The following is a 19,172-nucleotide window of genomic DNA, read 5'->3' on the forward strand; positions in this document are numbered from 1 at the left end:
GCGATGTTCGACACGGTGCTGGTGGCGAACCGCGGGGAGATCGCGGTTCGGGTGATCCGGACGTTGCGGCAGCTCGGGGTCCGGTCGGTCGCGGTGTACTCGGACGCGGACGCCGGCGCCCGCCACGTGCGCGAGGCCGACGTCGCGGTCCGGATCGGTCCGGCGCCCGCGCGCGAGTCGTACCTGAACACCGCCGCGGTGCTGGCCGCCGCGTGGGCGACGGGCGCCCGCGCGATCCACCCGGGCTACGGCTTCCTCTCCGAGAACGCCGCGTTCGCCGCCGCCTGCGCCGAGACGGGCATCGTCTTCGTCGGGCCGCCGGTGCGGGCGGTCGAGGTGATGGGCGACAAGATCGCCGCGAAGCGCGCGATGATCGAGGCCGGGGTGCCGGTGGTGCCCGGCCGGGCCGAACCGGGGATGGACGCCGCGGCGCTGGCAGCGGCCGCCGAGGAGATCGGTTTCCCGGTGCTGGTCAAGCCGTCGGCGGGCGGCGGCGGCAAGGGCATGCGCGTGGTCCGTTCGGCGGCCGAGCTGGGCGACGCGATCGCGTCGGCGCGGCGGGAGGCGGCGAACGCGTTCGGTGACGACACCCTGTTCCTTGAGCGCTACGTCGACCGGCCCCGTCACATCGAGGTACAGGTTCTCGCGGACGCGCACGGCAACGTCATCCACCTGGGCGAACGCGAGTGCAGCCTCCAACGGCGCCATCAGAAGATCATTGAGGAGGCGCCGTCGGCGCTGCTGTCCGCGCACCCCGGCGGCGCGGCGACCCGGGAGCGGATCGGCGCCGCCGCCGTCACCGCCGCCGCGGCCGTCGGCTACGTCGGGGCCGGCACGGTCGAGTTCATCGTCTCGGACAACGAGCCGGAGACCTTCTACTTCCTGGAGATGAACACCCGCCTGCAGGTCGAGCACCCGGTCACCGAGCTGGTCACCGGGGTCGACCTGGTCGCCGAGCAGCTGCGTGTCGCCGCCGGCGAGCCGCTGCGGCTGCGCCAGCGAGACGTCGTCCTGTCCGGCCATGCCGCCGAGGCCCGCGTCTACGCCGAGGACCCGGCCCGTGGCTTCCTGCCGACCGGCGGGGAGGTCCTCGCCCTCACGGAACCGGTGGGTGAGGGGGTGCGGGTCGACTCCGGGGTCGCCCTCGGCACGACGGTCGGGTCCGACTACGACCCGATGCTGGCGAAGGTGATCGCCTGGGCGCCGGACCGGGCGGACGCGCTGCGCCGGCTCGACGCGGCGCTCGCCGGCACCGTGCTGCTCGGCGTGACCACGAACCTCGGCTTCCTGCGCACCCTGCTGACCCACCCCGACGTGCGCGCGGGCACGCTGGACACCGGCCTCGTCGAACGCCACCTCGCCGGTCTGACCGCCTCCGCCCGCCCCGCCCAGGCGAGCGCGACGGCCGGCGCGGCCTGCGCCACCGAAGCCGCCGGCGGGCCACCGGGGGAGGCGCTCGCTGTGTACGCGCTCGCCCAGCTGTCACGGCTCGGGCCGGCCGGACCGATCGTCGACCCGTGGGACATCCCGTCCGGCTGGCGGGTCGGCGACGACGCCTGGCTGTCCTGGACGGTCGACGCGGGTGGCGGCGCGCGCCGCCGGGTGGACGTGCGCGGCACCCCCGCCGCCGCGTCGGTACGCATCGACCAGCGGGCGCCGATCGCGGCGTCCGTCGCGGTCGCCGGCGGTGGCCTGGCCGCCGAGGCGGAACGGCTGCTCGTCACGCTCGACGGCGTGACGACCACCTGGCATGTCGCGGACGGTCCCACCACCCCCGGCACGAGTTCCGGCGTGTTGTGGGTCGGCTCCGGCGGGGCCGCGTGGCCGCTCGCGGAGTGGGTGCGCGAGCCGGGGGCGACCGCGGCGGCGGCCGGCGACGGGCAGGCCCGCAGCCCCATGYCGGGCACGGTCATCGCGGTCGACGTCGCCGCCGGCGACACCGTCGCCGCGGGCCAGCGGCTCGCCGTCGTCGAGGCGATGAAGATGGAGCACGCGATCACCGCGCCGGTCGCGGGCCTGGTCAAGGACGTCCTGGTCGGTGTGGGCGCGCGGGTCGACCTCGACGCCCTGCTCGCCGTCGTCGAACCGACCGGCGCCGCGGAACCGGCCGGCGCCGAGCCGGACACCACCGAGCTGACCAGTAAGGAGCGCCACGATGCCTGACACCCGGCTCACCGACGAGCAGGAGGCGCTACGCAAGACCGTCGAGGAGTTCGCCCGCGAGGTCGTCGCCCCGGTCGCCGCGCACCATGACGAGACGAAGACGTTCCCCTACGAGGTCGTCGCCCAGATGGGTGAGCTGGGGCTGTTCGGCCTGCCGTTCCCCGAGCAGTACGGCGGCCAGGGCGCCGACTACTTCACCCTGTGCCTGGCGATCGAGGAGCTGGCCCGGGTCGACTCGTCGGTCGCGATCACCCTGGAGGCCGGCGTCGGGCTCGGCGCGATGCCGATCTACCGGTTCGGCACCGAGGAGCAGCGCCTCCAGTGGCTGCCGGAGCTGACGAGCGGGCGCGTGCTCGGCGCGTTCGGCCTGACCGAGCCCGGCGCCGGCAGCGACGCGGGCGGCACCCGCACCACCGCCCGCCTCGAGGGCGACGAATGGCTGATCAACGGCTCGAAGGCGTTCATCACGAACTCGGGCACCGACATCACCCGGGTCGTCACCGTCACCGCAGTCACCGGCCGCTCCGAGGCTGACGCCTCCGGGACGGGCAAGGCCGAGATCTCCACGATCATCGTCCCGGTGCCGACGCCCGGCTTCACCGCCGAGCCCCCGTACTCCAAGGTCGGCTGGCACGCCTCCGACACCCACCCGTTGTCCCTCGTCGACGTGCGGGTGCCGGCGGCGAACCTGCTGGGCGAGCGCGGCCGCGGCTACGCGAACTTCCTGCGGATCCTCGACGAGGGCCGGATCGCGATCTCGGCGCTGTCCGTCGGCCTCGCGCAGGCCTGCGTCGACGAGTCGGTGAAGTACGCGAGACAACGCCAGGCGTTCGGCGCCCCGATCGGCACCTACCAGGCGATCCAGTTCAAGATCGCCGAGATGGAGGCGCGGACGCACGTCGCCCGCACCGCCTACTACGACGCCGCCGCCCGAATGCTCGCCGGCCTGCCCTTCAAGAAGGAGGCGGCGATCGCCAAGCTGTTCTCCTCCGACGCCGCGGTGACGAACGCCCGCGAGGCGACGCAGATCTTCGGCGGCTATGGCTTCATGAACGAGTACCCCGTCGCCCGCCACTGGCGCGACGCCAAGATCCTGGAGATCGGCGAGGGCACCTCCGAGGTCCAGAAGATGCTCATAGCCCGCCACCTGGGTCTGTAGCGAGCGCCCGCCCGGCTCGGGACCGAGGTGCGGGACCGAGGTGCGCGGAGCGGCGCGGGCGTTCCGACCGCGCTACGCGTCGATCTTCCGGGGTGCGTCGGTCGCCGCGGCGGGGGACTCCTGCCGGGGGACGGTCACGGTCGCGTGCTTGCGCCTGCCGCCGAGCAGGGCCGGGGCGGCGGAGCTGCCGGCGGCGCGGATCGACTCGCGCAGCGACGCCATGGTCGCGGAGAGCGCGGTCGGCTCGTAGCCGCAGTGGGCCATGCAGTTGTCGCAGCGCGCGTCGCGGCCCCGGCCGTACGACTCCCAGTCCGTGGTCTCCAGCAGCTCCTGGTAGGAGCTGGCGTAGCCGTCGCCCATGAGATAGCAGGGCTTCTGCCAGCCGAACAGGGAGTAGGACGGAATTCCCCACGCGGTGCAGGGAAAGTCGACCTTGCCCTCGAGGAAGTCGAGGTACAGGGGTGAGTGGTTGATCCGCCAGCGGTCGCGGCGACCACCGGCGAATGCCTCACGGAACAGCTTCCGGGTCTCCTCGACGCCCATGAACTTGTCCTGGCCGGGCGCCTTCTCGTACGCATAGGCCGGCGACAGCATCATCCCGTCGACCTTCAGGTCGTTGTTGAGATAGTCGAGCACCTCCATCACCGTCTGCGGGGTGTCGGTGTTGAAGAACGTCGTGTTGGTGGTGACCCGGAAACCGCGCCGCTGCGCGTCCCTGATGGCGTCCACGGCCTGGGCGAAGACACCCTGCTTCGCCACCGACGCGTCGTGACGCTCCTCGAGGCCGTCGATGTGCACGGCGAGCGACAGGTACGGCGACGGCCGCAGCTTGTCGATCTTCTTGGGAAGCAACAGGGCGTTGGTGCACAGGTAGATGAACTTCTTCCGCTTCACCAGGCCGGCGACGATCTCCTCGACCTGCGGGTGCATGAGCGGCTCGCCGCCCGCGAGGCACACCACCGGCGCGCCGCACTCGTCCACCGCCGCCAGCGCCTGCTCGACCGGCATGCGCTGCTTCAGAGTGTCCGCCGGGTGCTGGATCTTTCCGCAGCCCACGCAGGCGAGGTTGCAGGCGAACAGCGGTTCCAGCTCGAGCGTGATCGGAAACTTCTTCCGGCCCGCGAGCCGCTGCTTCATAATGTACGCGCCGATTTTGATCGCCTGACGCCGGGGAATACTCATCTACGCCCTTCCCGCCGCTGCTCATCAGCCGTCCGTCGTGGCGGCCGCGCATTGCCCTTTGTCCGGTCACCCTAGGCGAGGGGTTTCGGCGGCGCCGGGTGTAAGGATGTCGTGGGAGGGATGTCGCGAACACCGTTTCCGTCGGGCGGGCGCAGGTACGTCCGTGGCGCCGGACGTTTTCGGTTTCCCGTGGTTCGGTGAATTTCGTGTCCGGCCGCTGGCAGCGTCGTGAATCAACGCGGTGGCGCTGGTCCGGTGACCCCCGCCTACGTCGACACGCTGGTCGACCGCCTGCTGGCCCTCCACGGCCGCGCGTAGGACCCGCGCGGGAGAGCGGTACGGGCCCCGGCCCGCCTGGCGGCCGAAACGATCGACGCCTCCGCGGCGGGTCAGCGTGGTCGCTGGTTGTCCGGGAGTCGCGCCGGGTTGGCCTTGCCGGGGTTGGCGAGCGTGGTCGTGACGCAGGCGCCGAGCAGGCCGGCGGCGTCGTGGATGGTCGCCTGGCCGAAGGAGACGCCGCCGACGGCGTACTGGTCCTCGGCGAGGACGCCGAAGAACTCTCCCACCGGCTCGCGGACGAGCGTCAGCGTGAAGTCGGTGTTGATGTACTGGATGCCGCCGGTGCCGCGATGGGTCGTCGGGCTGGTCATGTCGGCACACAGCACCGCCCGTACCAGCGGCGTCAGGGCCGTGCCCTCGACGACCTCCCGCAGCTCGCGGAGCCACACGCCGCCCCGCTCGACGCCCGGGGTCGGGCCCAGCACGGTGGTGAGGGTGACGCTGGGCATCATCGGCCGGACGTCGGCGCGCGAGCCCGCCTGCAGCTCCGGGTTGGGGGAGCCCAGCGCCGGCGCGGGCCAGTCGCCCCGGTCGGCGTGCCAGATCTCGCCGTCCGGGTTGCTCGACGGGCGCAGGAACACCGCTGTCGCGCGGGTGACGGGCACGCCGTCGTGGCTGACGTGCACATCGGCGACCCGGATCCGCCCACCGGCCCGGACCAGCGAGGTGGTCGCCGCCAGCGGCGCGGAGGGGATCGATCGGAACATGTCGACGGTGAGGCGGGCGAGCCGGTAGCCGGGCTCGGCCTGCTCCTGTTCCAGGACGTGCCCGATCAGGCCGCCGAGGATGCGGCCGCTGATGGTCCGCGCTCCCCAGACGCCGCTGGCGAACCGGCCGGGCAGGTAGCGGCCGTCGTCGAGCTGACGGAAGTAGGCCCACGGCGGACCGTCGTCGTCGATCTCCGCCGGCGCGGGCTGTTCGCCCGGCGCGGGCGAGGGCTGTCCGCCTGGGGGCGCCGGGCGGACCGGGGCTGTCTCGACCAGCACCTCGTCGGACACGCCTGCCTCCTTGCGAGGTGCGGGAGAGATCCACTGGAGGACCAGCGGAGAAGCGGGACGAACCGGAAGACGTCGTTCCGTCGTACACGGCGGCCGTCGCGGCCCGCAAGTGGTCCTCGCCCGGCGCCATCGTTCTGTGCGCGGCGTCACCAGTCCGTGCCCGGCCCACCGTCGGTGATTGTGGAGGACTGGATTCCGGTTCTCTGGAATCCGGAGTTTACGCAAGAGTACGGTGAAGATATTCCTGACTGATGATCTACTGGCCGGGGGCCGCCGATGCCGTGGCGTCCGGCCGGGGGCGGGCCCGTGTCGGACCCGGGCGCGGCCGTGGATTGCCGGGGCCTGGGCGCGGAGTCGCGCCGTGGAGGAGGGCCCTACCGATGACGTCGCTTACGCAGCCACCGAGCGTGGATCTACCGCCCGTGGAACGGCTGCGGCCCGGCCTGTGGAGCATCCCCGTCCCGCTGCCGTCCATCGGCTTGCGCCACGTCTTCGTCTACCTCTTCGAGACCGACGCCGGTGGCTACATCGTCGACGCCGGCTGGGATACCGAGGAGGCRTACGGCGCGCTCTCGGCGGGCCTGGCGATCGCGGGCTACCGCATCGGTGATGTCCGCGGCGTGCTGGCGACCCACATGCACAACGACCACTACGGTCTCGCCAAGCGGATCCGCGACGAGTCGGGCGCCTGGGTGGCACTGCACCCGGCCGACGTCGGGATGCTCAAGCGGTTCTCGGGGGATCCCACCGAGCTGCGCGCCGGCATGGCTCGGCTGCTGGTGCGCGCGGGCGTGCCGACGGAGGAGATCGCCACGATGACGCGGGCGCTGCCGCCGGCGGGCGCGTTTCCGGCGCCCGCGCTGCCGGACGTCCTGATCGAGGACGGCGAGCGCCCCGACGTGCCTGGCTGGGACCTGCGCGCCATCTGGACCCCCGGCCACTCGCCCGGTCACCTGTGCTTCTGGGAGCCGGCGAACCAGCTGCTGCTGTCCGGTGACCACGTGCTGCCGCGCATCACGCCCAACATCCCGTTCTCACCGGTCGAGGGTGACGACCCCCTCGGCGACTATCTGGCCTCGCTCGACAAGGTCGGTGCCTACCCGGCCCAGGAGGCGCTGCCGGCGCACGAGTACCGCATCGCGAACCTGCCCGCCCGGCTCGCCGAGCTGCGCGCGCACCATGACCAGCGCTTCGCCGAGATCATCGCCGCGATCCGCGACGGCGTCACGACCGCCTGGGCGATCTGCCAGCGGATGACCTGGTCACGCCCCTGGCACGACGTCGAGGGCTTCATGAAGCGGGCCGCCCTCGCCGAGGGCTTCGCGCACCTGCGCGCCCTGGAGCACCGGGGCGTCGTCCGCGAGCTCGACGGCGACCCGCCGACCTGGGAGCTCACCGCCGGCTGACGGTCCACGACCGCCAGCTGGCCGGCCGGCCCATCAGATGAAACGATGTTCTAACCGCCCTAGCGTCTGACGGGTCACGTTCCGTCGGAGGTGCGGCGGAAAGAGAATCGGAGGGCCATGTCATGGCGATCGCGATCACCGAGGAGCATCGGGAGCTTGCCCGCACGGCACGGGCGTTCCTGACGTCCCACGAGGCGCGGGCCGCGAACCGCGCGTTACTCGAGGCTGACGAGGCGCCGTTGCCGGCCTTCTGGAAGGAGTTCGCGGACCTCGGCCTGCTGGGCCTGCACCTGCCGGAGGAGCACGGCGGCGGCGGTGCCGGGCTGCCGGAGCTGGTGGTAGTCGTCGAGGAGCTTGGCCGCGCCGCCGCTCCGGGCCCGTTCGTGCCGACCGTCGCCGCCGCCGCGGTCATCGCGGCGGCCGGGGACGCGGAGCAGCGGGCCCGCCTGCTGCCCGGGCTGGCCGCCGGCGACACGGTCGGGGCCGTCGGGCTGCTCGGCGAGCTGACGCTCGCGGACGGCAGGCTGTCCGGGTCCGGGGGAGTGGTCATCGGCGGGGGGCTCGCCACGCTGTTCGTGCTGGCGGTGGGCGACGACGTCGTCCTCGTGCCGGCGGGCGCGGACGGGCTGACGGTGGAGGTCCCGAAGGCGCTCGACCCGGCGCGCCGCTCCGCGCGGCTGTGGCTCGACGGGGTGGAGGTGGCCGGCGTCCTGCCCGGCGCCCGCCGCGTGGCCACCGCCCTCACCCGGGTGATCTTCGCGGCCGAGGCCGTCGGCGGTGCCCTGGAGACGGTCGAGACCGCGACCGCGTACGCCAAGGTCCGCGAGCAGTTCGGCCGTCCCATCGGCATGTTCCAGGCCATCAAGCACCACCTGGCGAACATGTTCGTCGCCGCGGAGCTGGGCACGGCGGCCGTCTGGGACGCGGCCCGCGCCGCCGTCGACGGCGCGGGGGCCGACGAGGTCGAGCTCGCCGCCGCGAGCGCCGCCGCGCTCGCCCTGGCGGCGTTCGCCGGCAACGCCTCGCTGAACATCCAGGTCCACGGCGGCATCGGCTACACCTGGGAGCACGACGCCCACCTGCTGCTGCGCCGCGCGACGACGCTCGCGGCGGTGCTCGGCACCGACGCGGCGGCCGCCGACGTCGCGGCGCTGGCCGCGGCGGGGGTGAGCCRCGCGTCGACGCTGGACCTGCCGGCCGAGGTCGAGGCCGCCCGCGAGGACGTCCGCGCCTTCGCCCAGGAGGTCGCCGCTCTTCCGGAGAAGGAGCAGCTCGAGCGGCTCATCGACACCGGCTACATCCAGCCGCACTGGCCGAAGCCCTGGGGCCTCGCGGCCTCTGGCGGCCTGCAGCTCGTCATCGACCAGGAGTTCGCCGCCGCGGGCGTCCAGCGCCCGAGCTACGGGATCACCAGCTGGAACATCCTCACCCTCGTCCAGCACGGCTCACAGGACCAGATCGACCGGTATGTGCGCAAGGCGCTCACCCAGGAGGAGATCTGGTGCCAGCTGTTCAGCGAGCCGGCCGCCGGCTCCGACGCCGCCGGGATCCGCACCCGGGCCGAGAGGGTCGACGGCGGCTGGGTGATCAACGGCCAGAAGGTCTGGACAAGCCTCGCCCAGTACTGCCGGCGCGGCCTCGCGACCGTCCGCACCGACCCGGACGCCCCCAAGCACGCCGGCGTCACCATGATGATCATCGACATGAAGCATCCGGGCGTCGAGATCCGCCCGCTGCGCCAGACCACCGGGGACAGCCACTTCAACGAGGTCTTCCTCACCGACGTGTTCGTCCCCGACGCGGACGTCGTCGGCGAGCCGAACCAGGGCTGGAAGGTCGCCCGCGCGACCCTGGGCAACGAGCGGGTCAGCATCGGCGGCGGGATCGGCGCTCCGGCGTCCGCCGACGTCGTCGAGCTGTACAAGGCCGACCCCGACGCGTTCCCCGCCGCGGCCGAACGCGTCGGCCGGCACGTCGCCGAGGGCCTCGCGCTGCGCCAGCTCAACCTGCGCGGCGCCGTGCGGGCGGTCGCCGGCGGCGAGCCCGGCCCCGAGGGCAACGTCACCAAGCTCGCGCTCGCGGAGCACACCGGGTCCGCGGCCGCGCTGACCGTCGCCTTCGCCGGCCCCGACGCCGCGTTCCTCGAGGGCCTGGGCGCCGCGGCGGGCCGGGGCGCCCTGGGCTGGCGCGCCATGACGATCGCCGGCGGCACGTCCGAGATCACCCGCAACCAGATCGCGGAGCGCATCCTCGGCCTGCCCCGCGACCCGCTGCTGAAGTAACGCCCCGCCGCCGAGGCAACCCGACACCGGCCACGACCGGAGGACCCACAGTCCTGCGGTCGTGGCTTCCTGAAGCGGGCCCCTAACCGGGCGGCGGACGCGTCGCATCAGCCCCTCTCCTCATGATCCAAGGGCTGGATGGCTCTGAGGTAGCGGTTGCCGAGCACGCGGAGGTGCTCGATCAGGTCGGGCGGTTCGGTGACCGTGAAGTCGTGGCCGAGCATGCCGATGTAGACCGCGATGATCTCCAGGCTGTCCCCGCCCGTCACGAGGACACAGGTGGAGTCGTCGATCGCCTCCACCACGCCGACGGTCGGGTTGATCCGTGAAAGCACCTCGTCGGCCGGCGCGTGGACGGTGATCCGCACATGCACCTTCCACCCGGCCTTGGCCACGTCGCGCAGCACGAAGCTCGGGTAGTCCCCGCCGGGCAGCTCGGACGGCGCGAACCGGCGGCCGGTCGCGTCCCGGAGCGCGATCCAGTCCACGCGGTAGGTGTGCCATGTGCCGGTCTCGGGGCCGCGGGCGACGAGGTACCAGTGCCGTTCCCAGCTCACCAGCCGGTATGGCTCGACGAGGACGGGCCGGTCGCCGAAGGGCGCCGAGGCGTCGTTGCGCCGCGGCGAGTCGTCCGCGCGGGTGGGGGCGGTGTAGTCGAAGCGGAGCAGCTCGCGGTCCCGGATGCACCCGGCGATCGTCGCCAGCATCGCCGAGTCCACGACCGGGTCCGGAACGTTGCCGCCGGTGTTCGCCGGGCCCTCCGACATCGCCTCGCGCAGGGCGTTCACCTGACGTCGCAACCGATGCGGAAGCACCTGCTCGAGCTTCCGCAACGCCCGCGCGCTGCTGTCCTCGATCCCGCTGACACCGCGACCCGCGCGCAGGCCGATCGCGACGGCCACCGCCTCCTCGTCGCTCAGCAGCAGCGGCGGCAGCTTCGCCCCGACGCCGAGCTGGTAGTAGCCGGCGGGCCCGCGGACCGCGTCCACGGGATAGCCGAGGTCGCGCAGCCGGTCGATGTCGTTGCGGACCGTGCGGGTGGTGACCGTGAGTCGGTCCGCCAGCTCCGATCCCGTCCAGTTCGGTCGCGACTCCAGCAGTGCCAGCAGCGCGAGCAGCCGGGACGACGTCTCAAGCATGTCGAGGATCGTCCCACCTATAGGAACCGAACGTTCCTATAGGGCTTCTAGTGTTGGTCTCATGACGTAACCACCTCGAGGAGGCCAGGGCCGCGCGCGAGCCCAAGGTGCACCCCTCACGGACCGGGGAGGCGGTCTTCGCCGACGATTTCATCAATAAATGGTTGGCGAGGGAACTTGATTCCACGTGAGGATGCGGTGACCTACGGCGCGATCGAGCGCACAGGGCTGTTGAGGGAGGACCATGACAGGCATCGCCGCCGGATCTGTTTTCGCGGGGCCCGCGCCCGAGGTCCGCGTGGCGGGCGGGGCCCTGCGTGGTAGCCGGGAGGGGGGCCTGGCGGTCTTCCGCGGCGTGCCCTATGCCGAGCCGCCGGTCGGCGGGTTCCGCTTCGCCGCGCCGCGGCCGCCACAGGACTGGGAGGGCGTACGGCCGGCCGTGTCGTACGGCCCGCCGCCCCCGCAGACCGACATGCTCGCGCCGGATTCGCCCGCTCAGGGCGCGACGGGCGACGACTGGTTGACGGTCAACGTCTGGTCGCCCGACCCCGACCCCGCCGCGAGGCTTCCGGTGATGGTGTGGATCCACGGCGGTGGCTACGTGTTCGGTAAGTCCAGCTCGCCCGAGTACGACGGTGGCCACCTYGCCCGCGACGGCCAGGTCGTCGTCGTGACGTTCAACTACCGCCTCGGCGCGGAGGGCTTCGCGGAGATCGCCGGAGCGCCGTCCAATCGCGGCCTGCTCGACCAGGTCGCGGTTCTGGAATGGGTACGCGACAACATCGTCGCCTTTGGCGGTGACGCCGACGAGGTCACGGTCTTCGGCGAGTCGGCCGGTGGCGGATCGGTCGCGGCCCTGCTGGCCATGCCCCGGGCGTCCGGGCTGTTCCGCCGAGCCGTCGCCCAGAGCGTGCCGGGCACGTACTTCTCCAGGACGCTCGCCGCCGACGTCGCGGTTGCCTGCGCCGACGAGATGGGACTGCGTCCCACCGTCGCGGACCTCGCCGGCGTGGAGCCGGCGCTGCTGGTCGTCGCGGGTGACATGGTCGCCGCCAGCATGGCCGAGCGGGCCGGGCGCTGGGGCCAGGCCGCGCACCGGTCGATCCTGTTCGCCCCCGTCGTCGACGGCGACGTCCTGCCGACCACTCCGTGGGAGGCCGTGGCCAGCGGCTCCAGCCGGGGCGTCGGTCTGCTCGCCGGACACACCCGCGACGAGCAGCGTCTGTTCACCGCCGTCACCGGCCTGCTCGGCGAGGTGACGCCTGAGCAGGCGGCGGAGGCCCTGCGGATCTTCGCGCCCGGCCCGGACGGAGCCGGCCGTTACCGTGACGCCTACCCGCAGGCGGGCCCCGACCAGCTGTACGAACTGGTCCATTCGGACTGGCTGTTCCGGATGCCCACCCTGCACCTCGCCGAGGCGCAGGTCGCGGGCGGCGGCCACGCGCACGTCTACGAGCTGGCCTGGGCGGCCCCGGGCCTGGGCGGCGTCTTCGGCGCCTGCCACGGCCTCGACGTGCCGCTCGTCTTCGGCAACCTCACCAGCGGCCAACCCGCCGCACTGATCGGCGAGCGTCCCACCCCCGAGGCGGAGGCGTTGTCCGCCGGGATGCGGACCGCGTGGACCAGGTTCGCCACCCACGGTGACCCAGGCTGGCCGGCCTACGACMTCGACCGACGGCTCACCCACGTCTTCGACAGCCCCTCGGCCGTCACGACCTACCCGGAGGACCGATCCCGGTCGATCTGGCGGGACTGTTCCTTCCCGCCCCTCCCACTGATCGGCGCCTAGCTTYAGTCCGAGGTCAGCGGTTCGCTCAGGTCGGGGCGGTGCACGAGAGGGAGGAAGATCGTGTCGACGATCTCCTCCAGGGCGTGGTCGGGCACGGCGGTCAGGGTCATGAAGAACTCGTAGCGCAGGAGGTCGAAGGGCAGTGACTTCAGGCGACGGGTGAGGTGCTGCGGCCTGATCTCGCCGCGGTCCACGGCCCGGGTGAACAGGATGTCGATGGAGTTCTCCCGGCCAGCGGCGCCGAGGTCGCGCAGGTCGGCCGGGCTGGTGCCGGTCTCCTGGTAGTACCCGGCCAGATGGACGCTGAGGATCGTGGCGAACTGGACCCGGGTCGCGTTGATCTCGCGCATGAGGGCGAGGACGTCGCCGCGCAGGCTTCCGGTGTCGGGCATGTCGAGGTGGGCGCGGCTCAGCGCGCGGGTGACCGCGGCCCGGACGAGTTCGTGGCGGTCGGACCAGCGGCGGTAGAGCACGGGGCGGCTGGTGCCGGCGCGCTGGACGACGGCGTCCATGGTGAAGCTGGCGTAGCCGTTCTCCGCCAGCTCGTCCCAGGCGGCATCCAGCAGTGCCTCCTCCAGCACCGCGCCGCGGCGCCGTTCTGGCATGGTCTCCCTCACTCCACCTTAGAAACACTTGTGTGTCTTGCTTTGGCCCAGTTAGCGTCGGAGCCATTAAGACACATTTGCGTATCCTAGGTGGCTGTGTGTGAGCGCTTCGAGCAGGAACGACTCCTCGCCCGCGTCGGCGGATGTGGATGCGGACTGGGTCGACCCCGCCGTGTGGCGGACGGCGTTCACCATCATCGTGGGCACGCTGGCCGTCGTCTTCGACACCACCATCGTCAGCGTCSCGATCAATGACCTCGCCGGTGAGCTGCACGCCTCGCTGTCGACGATCCAGTGGGTCAGCACCGGCTACCTGCTGGCGATGTTCGTCACGATCCCCATCGCCGGCTGGGCCCAGTCGGCGATGGGCGGCAAGCGGCTGTGGATCCTGGCCCTCGGCGTGTTCTTCGCCGGGTCGATGCTGTGCGCGGTCGCGTGGAGCGCGCCCAGCCTGATCGTCTTCCGCGTCCTGCAGGGCATCGGCGGCGGGGTCATGATGCCACTCATGATCACCATGATCATGCAGGCCGCCGGCGGCCGCAACGTCGGCAGGGTGATGGCGACCATCTCGCTGCCCGCCTCGCTCGGCCCCATCCTCGGCCCGGTGCTGGGCGGGATCATCCTGCACCTGGGCGACTGGCGCTGGCTGTTCCTGGTCAACGTCCCCTTCTGCGTCGTCGGCGGCTGGCTCGCGCTGCGCAACCTGCCCGACGACCGGCCGGCGCCCGGCAGCCGTACCCGCCTCGACGTCGTCGGCCTGCTCCTGCTCTCGCCCGGCGCCGCCGCCGTCATCTACGGCCTGTCCCGGGTCGAGGGCAGCGCCGGCTTCGCCAGCGCCGAGGTCCTGCTGCCGCTGCTGGCCGGTGTCGCGCTGGTCGGGGCCTTCGTCGCCTGGGCACTACCCCGTGCGGGGGACGCCCTGGTGAACCTGCGGCTGTTCCACCACCGGTCCCTGGCGTCCTCGGCGGCCGTCGGCTTCCTGCTCGGCGTCACCCTCTACGGCGCGCTGTTCCTGCTGCCCCTGTACTGGCAGCAGGTCCGCGGCGAGGACGCCCTCGGCGCCGGCCTCCTGCTCATTCCGCAGGGCGTGGGCGCGCTGTTCTCCCGCCGGCTGGCTGGGAAGTACACCGACCGCTACGGGCCTCGCTGGGTCGGCCTGGTCGGATTCGCCGCCATCGCGGTCGGTACCGTGCCCTTCGCCTTCGTCACCGCCGACACCAGCACGGTGCTGCTGCTGGCGGCGCTGCTCGTGCGCGGCGCCGGAACGGGCATCGCCACCATCCCGCTCACCGGTGCCGCCTACGTCGGCCTGGGCCACGCCGAGATCCCGCATGCCAGCATCGTCATCCGCGTCACCCAGCAGCTCGGCGGTTCCATGGGCGTCGCCGTCCTCGCCGTGGTCCTGCAACACGCCACCGCTGGCGCGCATACCCAGGCCGCCCTGGCCGGCGCCTTCGGCGACGCCTTCTGGTGGTCCGTCGCCTTCACCGCGGCCGCGGTCCCCGTCTGCCTCCTCCTGCCCGGCGTCACCCAGGCGTCCGCCACCCCCGAGCCGGCGGAGGCCGAGCCAGCCGTCGCGGTATAGCCCGGGTCCCGGCGTCACGGTATGGGCAGCGGGAACGGCACCGGTGGGAGGCGTCAGCGGGCGAGCTGGTCGACGGCGAAGGTGAACAGTCCTGGCGCCCGTGCGGCCGCCGGCACGATGAGCCGCGCGAGTGCCGGGCGGCCCCGGGTCCACAGCAGACCCGCGGTCAGCCATCTCGACCGCCGCGACGTGGTGGCCCACGCGCGTTCGTAGTCGCCGGGCCGGTCGGCGAGCAGGCATCGCACGAGCTCGGCCGCCGCGGCCAGCGCCACCGCCAGACCCTCGCCGGTCAGCGCGTCGATGTAACCGGCGGCGTCCCCGACGAGCAGCACCCGGCCCGCGACCCGGCCGGAGGCCCGCTGCCGCAACGGCCCGGCGCCCCGGACCTCGGAGACGGGCCGCGCGTCGGCCAGTCGGGCGGCCAGCTCGGGGAAGGCGGTGAGCTGGTCGGCGAAGCCGCCCCGGACCGAGGAGAGCACCGCGACGCCGATCGTGTCCGCCGAGACGGGGGTGACGTAGGCCTCCGAACGCTGGGCCCAGGTCACCTCGACCGAGTCGCTGAACGGCCGCATGGCGAAGTGCCGGCGCAGACCCCACCGCGGTGTCCCCGCGCGGCCGTTCGCGGTCAGTCCCACCATGGTGCGGATGGTGGAGTGCAGGCCGTCGGCGGCGACGAGGTACCGGGCGCGCAGCTCACCGGCCCGCACGTGGTCGGCGTACTGGTCGATCTCGGTGACGGGGGTCGGCAGTACCGGGATGCCGTGCTGATCGACGGCGGCGCGCAGCGCGTCGTGCAGGGCGGTGCGCCGGACCCCGCGGCCCAGCCCGTCGCGGAATGCGGCGTGCGCGACCGTGGCGCCCTGCCGGTAGGTGATCCCATCGATCACGTGGCCAGCCGGGTCGACGCCGAGCGCGGCGAGCGCGCGCACCGCGCCCGGCATCAGCCCTTCCCCGCACGCCTTGTCGATGACCCCGCGGCGCTTCTCGCACACCACGACGTCCAGGCCCGCCCGCGCGCAGCCCAAGGCCACCGCGAGTCCCGCCGGTCCGCCGCCGGCCACCACGACGTCACGCATGGGCCGACCGCAGCGCGTCGGTCTCGGCTCGGATCCGGACAGCCAACAGCGCGGCGTTGAGCACCGTGAAGACCGCGGCGGTGATCCACGCGGTGTGCACCAGGGGCAGGGCGAACCCTTCGACGACGACCGCGACATAGTTCGGGTGCGCGAACAACCGGTACGGGCCGCTGGTGACCCGGGGCAGCCCCGGCACGACCACGATGCGGGTGTTCCACTGATGCCCGAGCGTCCGAATGCACCACCACCGCAGCGCCTGYGCGGCGAGCACCAGCGCCAGCATCGGCCAGCCGAGCGCGGGCCGGAAGTCATCGCCGCGCAGCCAGACCTCCAGCAGGCAGCCGGCCAGGAGGCCGGTGTGGAGCACGACCATGAACGGGTAGTGGGAGAAACCGCTTTCGCGGCCGCCACGCGACAGGCTCCACGCCAGATTGCGCTTGGCGACGATGAGCTCCGCCAGCCGCTCGAGCGCGACGAGCCCGACCAGGACCGTGTACCAGACTTCGCTCACCATTGCAGGAGCACCAGTTCGGCGCAGAATCCGGGGCCCATCGCCATCAGCACGCCCCAGTCGCCGGGAGCCGCCGGCCGTTCGGCGAGGGTGTCGGCGAACACGTGCAACACCGAGGCGGAGGACAGGTTGCCGATCCGGTTCAGTGAACGCCACGTCATCGCCAGGTCGTCGTCGTCGAGGCCGAGCGCCATCTGGATGGCCTCGATGACCTTCGGCCCGCCGGGGTGGCAGATCCAGCGCGCGATGTCGCCGACCACGAGCCCGTGCCGTGACAGGAGCTGCTTGACGTCATCGGCGAGGTAGGTGTGAACCAGGTCCGGCACCTCCGCGCCAAGGACGATCTTCAGGCCGGTGCCGCCGATGTCCCATCCCATGGCGCGTTCGGAGTTCGGGTACAGGTGGCTGACCGTGTCGACCACCCGGGGACCGCTGGGCGCGCGTGGATGGCCCGCGCCGACGGCCACGACCGCGGCGGCGCCGTCGCCGAACAGCCCGGACGCGATCATGTTGGCCACACTCGGGTCCTGGCGCTGCACGGTCAGCGAGCACAGCTCGACCGACACCAGCACCGCGACCGACGTGGGCCAGCCGCGCAGGAAGTCGTCCAGCCGAGCTACTCCCGCCGCGCCCGCCAGACACCCCAGACCGAACATCGGCACCCGCCTGACGTCGGGCCGCAGCCCGATCCGGGCGGCGATCCTCGCTTCGAGGGAGGGCACCGCGATCCCGGTGACGGTCGTGGACATCATCAGATCCACCTCGGCGGGCTCGAGGCCGGCGTCGGCGAGCGCACCGAGCACGGCCTCGCAACCGAGATCCACCGCCACTGACAGAAACGCGTCGTTGGCCGCGGTGAATCCGTCCAGCTCGGCATACCGGTCGATGGGCAGGGCCAAGTGGCGGGTGGCGACCCGGGCGCTGCTGTGCAGCCGAGTCAGTACGGCGCGCGATGCGGAATCGGGTAGGCACAGCTGGGCGAACAACTCGGTGAGCTGTGCCTGCGGATATCGATGTGGGGGAAGGACGCCGCGTACCGACGCGATGGTCGTCGCTCTGTTCACCGCATGGCCTCCGCCTACGCTCGGCAGATGACCGGCCCGCCCGCGGTACCGCCGAGGCGCTCGCTGATCCGTGGACTTCCTGGTGCCTGCAGCCTGACTTGGAGCCTCACCGTGACCACTGTAACGGGGGCGCTCGTCGCTGGTGTCGGCTCGGCGTAGGACGGTCGGCCGCACATTCGGTGCCGCCCGCGATGGCCGGTCAGGGCGTGGGGCCTGTCTCAGACCGGGCCGTCGGAGACGTGACCGTCTCGGGCGGGTCACCGGATTCGGCTGGTTCGGTGGCCTGCTCGTCATAGACGAGCAGACCGTCATGACGGAGTCGGGCGCCCTTCGTGGGTGCGTGGCCGACGAGGCGGCCGTCGTGCATGAGGTGCTGGACGGTCCACCCGTGGGAAAGGACCGCGACGTCGGCGATGATCCGGCGATGGCAGCGCCACCAGACCGACTCGCTGCACATCACGGTCGTCCTTGTCTGCTCGGCCTCGGCGAGCAGCCGGTCCATCGCGATCAGGAACCGCGGGTCGCGGGTGTAGCCGGCGTATCCGCGGAACGACGTGTTCCGCCAGATGACATCGGGGGAATCCGGCGTCGGCCGGCGGAAGCCGCCGAGTTCCCGTTCCCAGCGATAGCCGATTCCGGCCGCCGGCAGCCACGTCATCAGTGCGTCGCGGGCGACGTCGGGGTTCCGCCGGCTGCCGGGCACGCTGCGAACGTCCACGACGGCCTCCACCCCGGCGCCCCGCAGCAGCCCGGTCAGCGCCTCCCGGTCCGCCGTGCCATGACCGACCGTGAGCAAGCCGCCGGCCCTGCCCACCAGCTTTCGCGGCGAGTCCGGCGGCGCCTGGTCGCGGGGACGGCTGGTCATACCGATGGTGTCGCCACCCGGCGGGCGCCCGACACCTCCACTGGTTTCCGCGCGGCGAGCGGGCACCGATCTGGGTACCGGCCGGGTAACGCCCCGAACTGATCGACCTTCGAGATCTATGGCTTTCGGGCTACAGCGGCCCAGACGATGTTGCCGCCGGCCTCGGCGGCGGAGTCACCAGCGGCGGCGGGGTCGTCAGGACGCCACAGGTGCAGGGGGACCAGCCCCGGAGGGACGAGGTCGAGGCCCTGGAAGAACTGGGCGACCTCGGCTCGGGTCCGGGCAGTGACGTCGATGCCCTGGGCCCGGTAGGCGCTGACGAGTTTGGTGACCTGGTCGGGATTGTGGTCGGCGGTCAGGTACGACATCGTCAGCGAACTGCCGGACGGGAGCGCGTCGACCAGCGTGCGGATGATGCCGTACTGGTCGTGCTCGACCRGGACGAAATGCAGCGCGGCGATGACCGACAGGGCGACCGGCCGCGTCAGGTCCAGGGTGTCCCGCAGTTCCGGCGCGTCGAGGATGCGGCCGGGATCTCGCAGGTCGGCGTCCAGATAGGCGGTGCGTCCCCGCGGGTCGCTGGTGAGCAGGGCGCGGGCGTGGGCGAGCACGATCGGGTCGTTGTCGGCGTAGACGACTCGGGATTGTGGCGCGATCGCCTGGACGACCTCGTGCAGGTTGGGCGTGGTGGGGATGCCGGTACCGATGTCGAGGAACTGGCGGATGCCGGTCTCGCCAGCCAGGAACCGGGCTGAGCGCACGAGGAAGGCGCGGTTCTGCACGGCCGCGGCCGGGGTGTCCGGGAACGCGGCCTGGATCTGCGCCGCCGCCTGACGGTCGGCGGGGAAGTTGTCCTTCCCGCCGAGGAAGTAGTCGTAGATGCGCGCGGAGTGCGCGACGTCGATTCTCAGGTCGACGACCGTTCGGGGGCTGTCGACCACGGACTCGCGCAACGGCGAGTCGTCCTCCGGCTCGCTGTCCGCCACCGCAGCCCGCTCCCCACGACCCG

The 19,172-nt window shown here is 72.4% G+C and carries 15 protein-coding genes; 6 read left to right on the plus strand and 9 right to left on the minus strand.

Translation table 11 applies throughout. The annotated features are described in order from the left end of the window. Positions 1–3: 3 nt before the first annotated feature. On the plus strand, positions 4–2,163 hold the full coding sequence (locus tag BL253_RS17410) for an ATP-binding protein (RefSeq protein ID WP_076818172.1): 2,160 nt from the start codon (positions 4–6) through the stop codon (positions 2,161–2,163). Beyond that, positions 2,156–3,322 (plus strand): acyl-CoA dehydrogenase family protein, encoded by a 1,167-nt coding sequence (locus BL253_RS17415; protein ID WP_076818173.1) that lies wholly within the window; start codon positions 2,156–2,158, stop codon positions 3,320–3,322. Before BL253_RS17410 ends, BL253_RS17415 begins: the two co-directional genes overlap by 8 nt. 72 nt (positions 3,323–3,394) lie before the next feature. On the opposite strand, the gene hpnH is transcribed toward BL253_RS17415, so the two are convergent. Continuing rightward, positions 3,395–4,504: an adenosyl-hopene transferase HpnH gene (hpnH, locus tag BL253_RS17420; RefSeq protein WP_076818174.1), complete on the minus strand. Its 1,110-nt coding sequence runs from the start codon at positions 4,502–4,504 to the stop codon at positions 3,395–3,397. A 389-nt stretch (positions 4,505–4,893) separates the two neighbouring features. After that, positions 4,894–5,841, minus strand: coding sequence for an acyl-CoA thioesterase domain-containing protein (locus tag BL253_RS17425; RefSeq protein WP_241834883.1), 948 nt, complete (start codon positions 5,839–5,841; stop codon positions 4,894–4,896). A gap of 380 nt (positions 5,842–6,221) precedes the next feature. Between BL253_RS17425 and BL253_RS17430 the strand changes: the two genes are divergently transcribed. Then, entirely contained in the window at positions 6,222–7,247 is a 1,026-nt protein-coding gene (locus tag BL253_RS17430; RefSeq protein ID WP_076818175.1) for an MBL fold metallo-hydrolase, read from the plus strand. A 122-nt stretch (positions 7,248–7,369) separates the two neighbouring features. Further along, entirely contained in the window at positions 7,370–9,529 is a 2,160-nt protein-coding gene (locus BL253_RS17435) for an acyl-CoA dehydrogenase family protein (protein WP_076818176.1), read from the plus strand. A 107-nt stretch (positions 9,530–9,636) separates the two neighbouring features. On the opposite strand, the gene BL253_RS17440 is transcribed toward BL253_RS17435, so the two are convergent. Further along, positions 9,637–10,668 carry a helix-turn-helix transcriptional regulator gene (locus BL253_RS17440; RefSeq protein WP_076818177.1) on the minus strand — a complete coding sequence of 344 codons (1,032 nt, stop codon included), beginning with the start codon at positions 10,666–10,668 and terminating at the stop codon, positions 9,637–9,639. A gap of 244 nt (positions 10,669–10,912) precedes the next feature. Here BL253_RS17440 and BL253_RS17445 point away from each other — a divergent pair, with 244 nt between their 5' ends. Further along, positions 10,913–12,457: a carboxylesterase/lipase family protein gene (locus BL253_RS17445; protein ID WP_076818178.1), complete on the plus strand. Its 1,545-nt coding sequence runs from the start codon at positions 10,913–10,915 to the stop codon at positions 12,455–12,457. Between the two features lie 2 nt (positions 12,458–12,459). On the opposite strand, the gene BL253_RS17450 is transcribed toward BL253_RS17445, so the two are convergent. Then, positions 12,460–13,062, minus strand: coding sequence for a TetR/AcrR family transcriptional regulator (locus BL253_RS17450; protein WP_076818179.1), 603 nt, complete (start codon positions 13,060–13,062; stop codon positions 12,460–12,462). A gap of 100 nt (positions 13,063–13,162) precedes the next feature. Between BL253_RS17450 and BL253_RS17455 the strand changes: the two genes are divergently transcribed. Further along, positions 13,163–14,647: an MDR family MFS transporter gene (locus BL253_RS17455; protein ID WP_076818180.1), complete on the plus strand. Its 1,485-nt coding sequence runs from the start codon at positions 13,163–13,165 to the stop codon at positions 14,645–14,647. 53 nt (positions 14,648–14,700) lie between these two features. On the opposite strand, the gene BL253_RS17460 is transcribed toward BL253_RS17455, so the two are convergent. The 5 genes from BL253_RS17460 to BL253_RS17480 form a co-directional block, all read right to left on the minus strand. Then, on the minus strand, positions 14,701–15,723 hold the full coding sequence (locus BL253_RS17460; RefSeq protein WP_076818181.1) for an NAD(P)/FAD-dependent oxidoreductase: 1,023 nt from the start codon (positions 15,721–15,723) through the stop codon (positions 14,701–14,703). Then, on the minus strand, positions 15,716–16,237 hold the full coding sequence (locus BL253_RS17465) for an isoprenylcysteine carboxyl methyltransferase family protein (protein ID WP_076818182.1): 522 nt from the start codon (positions 16,235–16,237) through the stop codon (positions 15,716–15,718). Before BL253_RS17465 ends, BL253_RS17460 begins: the two co-directional genes overlap by 8 nt. Then, positions 16,231–17,298, minus strand: a complete 1,068-nt coding sequence (locus BL253_RS17470; RefSeq protein WP_076818183.1) for a type III polyketide synthase — start codon at positions 17,296–17,298, stop codon at positions 16,231–16,233. The genes BL253_RS17465 and BL253_RS17470 overlap by 7 nt, the downstream gene beginning before the upstream one ends. Before the next feature lie 199 nt (positions 17,299–17,497). Next, positions 17,498–18,163: a DUF488 domain-containing protein gene (locus tag BL253_RS17475; RefSeq protein ID WP_081438407.1), complete on the minus strand. Its 666-nt coding sequence runs from the start codon at positions 18,161–18,163 to the stop codon at positions 17,498–17,500. A 116-nt stretch (positions 18,164–18,279) separates the two neighbouring features. Beyond that, on the minus strand, positions 18,280–19,149 hold the full coding sequence (locus BL253_RS17480) for an SAM-dependent methyltransferase (RefSeq protein WP_081438408.1): 870 nt from the start codon (positions 19,147–19,149) through the stop codon (positions 18,280–18,282). Positions 19,150–19,172 lie beyond the last annotated feature (23 nt).

Source organism: Pseudofrankia asymbiotica, from assembly GCF_001983105.1.
Taxonomy (GTDB): domain Bacteria; phylum Actinomycetota; class Actinomycetes; order Frankiales; family Frankiaceae; genus Pseudofrankia; species Pseudofrankia asymbiotica.